The sequence below is a fragment of the Bradyrhizobium acaciae genome, assembly GCF_020889785.1.
GTDB classification, from domain to species: domain Bacteria; phylum Pseudomonadota; class Alphaproteobacteria; order Rhizobiales; family Xanthobacteraceae; genus Bradyrhizobium; species Bradyrhizobium acaciae.
Genome location: NZ_JACMYK010000048.1, coordinates 40,662 through 47,328, shown reverse-complemented (window position 1 = coordinate 47,328; position 6,667 = coordinate 40,662). Strand labels below are relative to the sequence as shown.

Sequence of the window (6,667 nt, the reverse complement as noted above, 5' to 3'; positions counted from 1 at the left end):
ACGGGCACTGCCGCCTCTCCCCTTGTGGGAGAGGCAAAGTGGAGCGAGTTGCTAAGGGGCGCCCTACGTCGGCGACATCGCGCCCTTGATCGCACCCGCGGGCTGTGACGTGCCGGCCAGCCTTGCACGCTCGGTGTTCGGCCACAGCAGCAGCAAGCCGAGCACGCCCGATCCCGCCATGATCGCGGCGTTGATGGTGAAGCCGCTCATATAGCCGGCCATCGGCGTGGTCGCGTGCTGGATCACATTGCCCATCACCTGCGGCGCCAGAATGCCCGACAACGTGTACAGCGCACCATAGATCGCGATCATCGCGCCGCGCTGCGACACCGGCGTAAACTCGCCGAGCATCGCCGGGCACACTACATAGATCGCGCCGCACAGGCCGGAGCCGATCACCAGCAGCGGTATCAGCCAGCCGGTCGGAACGTAGGGCAGCGTGGCGAGAATGCAGCCGCCGACGATCAAGGGCACCGAACCGAGAACGCCGCGCGCGCCACGCGTGGTGAAGCCGCGCGCCAGCATCAGCTGCGAGATCCAGCCGGACAGGATCACGACAACCGCGCCGAAGACCCACGGCAGGATCGAGATGAAATTGGCCTGCTTCTGGGTGTAGCCCAGCCCTTCGATAATGAACGACGTGAACCAGGTGAGCCCGAGCGACAGCGCCCAATAGGCGCCGAAGGTCGCGGCAACGCAGCCGATGAAGGTGCGCGACGTCAAGAGCCTCCAGTAGGGGACCCGTTGCTCGTCGGCGACAACCGCTGACGTCGACGCCAGCGGTCCTTCCTTGCCGAACGCGAACCAGGCGACGGCCCAGAGCAGGCTGACGATGCCAAGCACACCGAAGGCAAGATGCCAGCTATAAGTGTTGATGACCCAGCCCAGCGCAGGCATCGTCAGGATCACGCCGAACGCCGAGCCTTGCGACAGGATCGCGGTCGGCAGCGTGCGCTTCTCGTCGGGGAACCACTTGTAGATCGCATGAATGGCAACCGCCGCCGCCGGTCCTTCGCCGGCGCCGAGGATGATGCGACAGATCACCAGCGTCGTGAAGTCGACAGTCCCGACCATCGGAAACTGCGTCACCGCCCAGATCAGCGCCAGGATCAGCAGAATCCAACGCGTCGACGCGCGGTTGGCGACGAAGCCGATCACGATCGCCGAGATCGAGAACAAATAGAAGAACGACGATCCGAGGGTGCCGAACTGCTCCGGCGTGAGACCCAGATCCTTCTTGATCGGGACGCCGGCCAGACCGACCACGATCTTGTCCGCAAAGTTCACCACCATGAATAGGAAGAGAAGGAAGGTGATCTGCCAGGCGCCTTTGGGCGTCCCCGTTGACGTCCACTTGGACGTCGGTTGCGTCGTCATGTCTGGCTCCCCGTCGTTTCGTTTTTTGGCTTCGTAAGTTCGGCCCCGTCAGGCGATGCTAGCCACGCCTCGGCGCGCAACGCAACACCGCATTTCCTCGGGGCCCGGCGCTCCCCGCGCGCTGCTGACGGCCGATCACGATCGCGTCGGCGCGCCAGTTGAAGCGGTGAACTGTCATGGCCGCCCTGCTATGTTCGGGGCCAACGAAAAGCCCGGGGTTATTTCATGAACAGATTGATCCTTCGCGCGGTCGCCTGCACTGCGCTCGCGACCGCCACGCTGCTCGCCGCGCCGGCTGTCCGCGCAGATGACGCCGTCAGTCCCGACTACGCGGCGATCGTCGCCGCTCCCGATCGCAGCGATGCGGATCGCCAGGTCGACCAGCGCCGCCAGCCGGCCAAGATGCTGGCCTTCGCCGGCGTCAAGCCGGGCATGACCGTCCTCGACATGGCAGCCAGCGCCGGCTACAGCACCGAATTGCTGGCGCGCACCGTCGCCCCATCGGGTAAGATCTACGCGCAGGACTCGGCTACCGTGCTCGAGCGCTTCGTCAAGGACAAGTTCGACAACCGGGCGAAGGCGCCCGCGATGAAGAACGTGGTGCACGTGGTGCGGGACTATGACGACCCGATCCCGCCCGAGGTCAAGAACCTCGACATGATCACCTTCTTCTTTTTCTATCACGACATCAGCTATCTGCCGGTCGATCGCGCCGCGATGAACAAGAAGATGTTCGCCGCGCTCAAGCCCGGCGGCTACCTGATCATCGCGGACCACTCGGCCAAGGCCGGCGACGGCACCAACGTCGCCAAGACGCTGCACCGGATCGAGGAAAGCACCCTGAAGCAGGAGATCGAGGCCGCCGGCTTCAAGCTGGTCGCCGAGGGCGATTTCCTGCATCATGCGGAGGACCCGAAGGACATTCCCGTCTTCAAGGCGCCGGTGCCGATCGACGAGTTCGTCCTGAAATACCAGAAGCCGCAATGAGGCACGGCCATCGCTTCATCTGACCAGACCGCCGCGGTGCTTCGCGTCACCGGCCTGACCAAGAGTTACCGCTCTGCCGGTGAAGACGTCGCGGTGCTCCGCGGCGTCGATCTCACTGTCGCGACCGGCGAGAGCGTCGCGCTATCGGGCGAATCCGGCAGCGGCAAGAGCACGCTGCTGCATCTGATCGCGGGGCTCGATGCCGCCGACAGCGGCGAGATCGCCCTCGCCGGCCTCCTCGTCTCCGGACTCAACGACGCCGGCCGCGCCGAGCTGCGGCGCGACCGGCTGGGCCTCGTATTCCAGCAGTTCAATCTGATCCCGAGCCTGACGGTCGCGGACAATCTCGTGTTCCAGTCGCGCATCGCCGGTCGGCACGATGCCGCCTGGCATGACGAATTGATCGAGCGCCTCGGCTTGAAAAACCTGCTGAAGCGCTATCCCGAGCAATTGTCCGGCGGCCAGCAGCAGCGCGTCGCGATCGGCCGCGCGCTGGCGCCGAAGCCATTGTTGCTGCTCGCCGACGAGCCGACCGGCAATCTCGACGAGGACACTGCCGATGAGGTTCTGCATCTCGCGCGCGATCTCGTTGTGCGCACGGGCTGCGGTTTCCTGATGGTCACCCACAGCGCGCGGCTCGCCGCGACGCTCGACCGCCAGGTCACCCTGCATGCCGGAGTGGTCGCGTGAGGCGCCCGCTCTGGATCCTCGCCGTGCTGCTCAGCCATTGGCGGCGGCATCCGATGCAGCTTGCGACGCTGCTGATCGGGCTGATCTCGGCGACCGCGCTGTGGAGCGGCGTGCAGGCGCTGAACCAGCAAGCCCGCTTCGCCTATGACCGCGCCGCCGCAACCTTCGGCGGCGCACGCACCGCTGTTCTGGTCGGCAAGGACAGCGCGACCTTCCCGCAACAACTGTTCGTCGACCTGCGCCGCGCCGGCTGGCCGGTGTCGCCGATGCTGGAGGGCCGCGTCCAGATCGACGGGCGCAGCTTCCGCCTGCTCGGCGTCGAGCCGGTGACGCTGCCGTCCGAGGTCGGCAATGCGCCGGCGGTCGGCCGCGGCAGCCTGCAATCCTTCGTCACGCCGCCGGGCGAGGTGCTGGTGGCGCCGGAAACGCTGCGCGATCTCGGCCTCAAGGACGGCGACCGGCCACAGGCGAATGGCCTCACGCTGCCGCCGCTGCGTGTGCAGGCGGAGCTCGCGCCCGGCGCGCTGATCGTCGATATCGGCATCGCGCAGGACATTCTGAAGCTGCCCGGCCAGCTGTCGCGTCTGCTGGTCGGCAAGTCCAAAGCACCGCATGCAACGCTCGAAAGCGTGGCGGGTGACAAGCTCCGCCTAGTCGAGCCGAGCGCCGAGAGCGACCTCGAACGGCTGACCGACAGCTTCCATCTCAACCTCACCGCGTTCGGCCTGCTGTCGTTCTTCGTCGGCCTGTTCATCGTCAACTCCGCGATCGGACTTGCCTTCGAGCAGCGGCTGCCGATGCTGCGGACGCTGCGCGCCTGCGGGGTCTCGGCGCGGATGCTCAACACCGTGCTGGTGATCGAGCTGGTGTCGCTGGCGCTGGTCGCAGGCCTGATCGGCCTGGTCTGCGGCTATTTCATCGCAGCGGCTTTGCTGCCCGATGTCGCCGCCTCCCTGCGCGGGCTCTACGGCGCGCAGATTCCCGGGCAGCTTTCACTGAAGCCTGTCTGGTGGTTTGCCGGCATCGCGATCAGCATTCTCGGTGCGCTGGCCGCCGCTGCCGCGAGCCTCGCCAAGGCGATCCGGATGCCGGTTCTGGCGACGGCGCAGCCGCAGGCCTGGCAGCAGGCGCAGCGGCGCTGGCTGATGTTGCAGAGCGTAGCGGCGCTCGCGGTGTTTGCGGTCGCTGCGGCACTCGTTCAGTTCGGCGATTCCCTGATCGCGGGCTTTGCCGTGCTGGCCGCGCTGATGCTCGGCGCGGCCTTGATCCTGCCGATGATCCTGCAGATCGCGCTCGCGCTCGGCCAGCGCAGCGCGCGGGCACCGGTCGGCATCTGGTTCTGGGCCGACAGCCGCCAGCAGCTGTCGGGCTTGTCGCTGGCGCTGATGGCGCTGCTGCTCGCACTGGCCGTCAATGTCGGCGTCGGCACCATGGTGGAAAGCTTCAGCCGCACCTTCCTGGTCTGGCTCGACGGAAGGCTCGCCGCCGACGTCTACATCAGCGCCGCCAGCGATCAGCAGGCAAAGGAGATCAAGGCCTGGCTGCGCGATCGTCCGGAGGTTCAGGCCATCCTGCCCGGCGGCCGCGCCGACACCCAGCTCGGCGGCACGCCGATCGAGGTGCTCGGCCTGCCCGACCACGCGACCTATCGCGACAACTGGCCGCTGCTCGAGAGCACGGCGAATGCCTGGATCAGGCTGCGCCCCGGCGACGCCGGCCTGATCAGCGAGCAACTGTCGCGGCGGATGAAGCTTGCGATCGGCGATCATATCGAGGTACCCGCCCCCGGCGGCAGCTGGCCGCTCGAGATCGTCGGCATCTATGCCGATTACGGCAACCCCAAGGGCCAGATCGCGGTCAACTTCGCCGCGCTGACGCGCCACTTCCCGCAGACGCCGCTGACCCGGATCGGGCTCCGCGTCGCGCCCGATCACATCGCGCCGCTGATCACGGCGTTGCAGGAGAAGTTCGGCCTCGACGACCGCAACGTTGCCGACCAGGCGACGATGAAGCGGGAATCGAAACGGGTGTTCAATCGCACCTTTTCGGTCACTGCGGCGCTCAATGCCTTCACGCTCGGCGTCGCCGGCATCGCGCTTTTGACCAGCCTGCTGACGCTCGCCAATTCGCGGCTGCCGCAGCTCGCGCCGCTATGGGCGATCGGCCTTACGCGGCGGCGGCTCGCGGCACTCGAGCTGCTGAAGACCATGGCGGTTGCGCTGATCACCGCGCTGTTCGCGCTGCCGCTCGGTCTATTGGTCGCGTGGTGCCTGCTTGCGATCGTCAATGTAAAAGCGTTCGGCTGGCGACTGCCATTCCACGTCTTCCCGTTGCAGCTGATCGAGCTGCTTGCGGTGGCGATGGCCGCGGCGCTCTGTGCCGCTGCGCTCCCGGTCGCTAGACTGGCCCGCATGCAGCCGGCCACCCTGATCCGGACCTTCGCCAATGAGCGTTAGCGGCACCATCACGCGTCGCGCCTTCGCCGGCGGCGCAATGGCGCTGGCGCTGGGCGGCAAGAGCTTTGCGCAGGGCTTCGCCGGGCTCGGCGAGAGCGCCGAGGGCTTTGCCGCCGTCACGCCGGGCAAGCCGTTCACGTTCCCCGCCGATCAGGGCCCGCACCCGGAATTCCGGATCGAATGGTGGTACGTGACCGCGAACCTGTCCGATGCCGGCGGCGCGGCCTATGGCGCGCAATGGACGCTGTTTCGCCAGGCGATGAAGCCGGGCGGCCCCAGCGAAGGTTGGGCCAACCAGCAACTCTGGATGGGCCACGCCGCAGTCACCAGCGCCGGCACACATCGCTTCAGCGAGACCTTTGCGCGCGGCGGCGTCGGGCAGGCCGGTGTCGAGGCCGCGCCGTTCCGCGCCTGGATCGACGCCTGGGAGCTGCGCGGGCTCGATGCATTCGATCCGCAACGCATCGCGCCGCTCGAGCTCAAGGCCTCCGCTGCCGACTTCAGCACTACGCTCCGCCTCGACGCCGAGCGCGCGCTGGTGCTGCAAGGCGACCACGGCTACAGCCGCAAGTCGGACCGCGGACAGGCCTCCTACTACTACAGCCAGCCGTTCTACAAGGCGTCCGGCCGCATCGTGATCGACGACAAACCCGTCGACGTCACAGGCACGGCCTGGATGGATCGCGAGTGGAGCAGCCAGCCGCTCGCCGCCGACCAGACCGGCTGGGACTGGTTCTCGCTGCATCTGCCCGGCGACGAAAAGCTGATGCTGTACCGGCTGCGCCAGAAGGATGGCCACGAGAACCTGTTCGGCAACTGGATCACGCCGGACGGCCGCTCGGCCGAGATCGCAGCGAGCGGCAACAGCATCACGCCGATGGCGACCACCGAGATCGGGCACCGCAAGCTGCCGACATCATGGCGCGTCACCCTGCCCGCACGTGGCCTCGCCATCGAGACCACGCCGCTCAATCCAAAAGCCTGGATGGGAACCAGCTTCCCCTATTGGGAAGGCCCAATCCGCTTCTCAGGCAGCCACGCGGGAAACGGCTATCTTGAGATGACGGGATACTAGGACGCCGACGGAAGATCGGCGCAAAAAAGCCTTGCAGTCACGCCGGGCCTCGTTGCCCCGTCATGACATCGGGGCCAACAGA

At 66.9% G+C, this 6,667-nt stretch carries 5 protein-coding genes; 4 read left to right on the top strand and 1 reads right to left on the bottom strand.

The genetic code is table 11. From position 1 onward, the window contains the following. Positions 1 to 63: 63 nt before the first annotated feature. The gene (locus H8A92_RS19660; protein ID WP_229197292.1) at positions 64 to 1,377 is read right to left on the bottom strand and encodes an MFS transporter; all 1,314 of its coding nucleotides are present in this window, start codon (positions 1,375 to 1,377) and stop codon (positions 64 to 66) included. A gap of 225 nt (positions 1,378 to 1,602) precedes the next feature. Here H8A92_RS19660 and H8A92_RS19655 point away from each other — a divergent pair, with 225 nt between their 5' ends. From H8A92_RS19655 to H8A92_RS19640, 4 genes are read left to right on the top strand one after another with little or no spacing between them, the layout of a single operon-like run. After that, positions 1,603 to 2,364, top strand: coding sequence for a class I SAM-dependent methyltransferase (locus tag H8A92_RS19655; protein ID WP_229197291.1), 762 nt, complete (start codon positions 1,603 to 1,605; stop codon positions 2,362 to 2,364). Between the two features lie 36 nt (positions 2,365 to 2,400). Continuing rightward, positions 2,401 to 3,054, top strand: a complete 654-nt coding sequence (locus H8A92_RS19650) for an ABC transporter ATP-binding protein (protein ID WP_229197290.1) — start codon at positions 2,401 to 2,403, stop codon at positions 3,052 to 3,054. Next, positions 3,051 to 5,510 (top strand): ABC transporter permease, encoded by a 2,460-nt coding sequence (locus tag H8A92_RS19645; protein ID WP_229197289.1) that lies wholly within the window; start codon positions 3,051 to 3,053, stop codon positions 5,508 to 5,510. The genes H8A92_RS19650 and H8A92_RS19645 overlap by 4 nt, the downstream gene beginning before the upstream one ends. Next, the gene (locus H8A92_RS19640) at positions 5,500 to 6,585 is read left to right on the top strand and encodes a lipocalin-like domain-containing protein (protein ID WP_229197288.1); all 1,086 of its coding nucleotides are present in this window, start codon (positions 5,500 to 5,502) and stop codon (positions 6,583 to 6,585) included. The genes H8A92_RS19645 and H8A92_RS19640 overlap by 11 nt, the downstream gene beginning before the upstream one ends. The last annotated feature ends 82 nt before the right edge of the window (positions 6,586 to 6,667 follow it).

Excerpts from the sequence above, each read along its gene's own strand:
- H8A92_RS19660 (WP_229197292.1), bottom strand. The coding sequence starts at position 1,377 with ATGACGACGCAACCGACGTCCAAGTGGACGTCAACGGGGACGCCCAAA.
- H8A92_RS19655 (WP_229197291.1), top strand. The coding sequence starts at position 1,603 with ATGAACAGATTGATCCTTCGCGCGGTCGCCTGCACTGCGCTCGCGACC.
- H8A92_RS19640 (WP_229197288.1), top strand. The coding sequence starts at position 5,500 with ATGAGCGTTAGCGGCACCATCACGCGTCGCGCCTTCGCCGGCGGCGCA.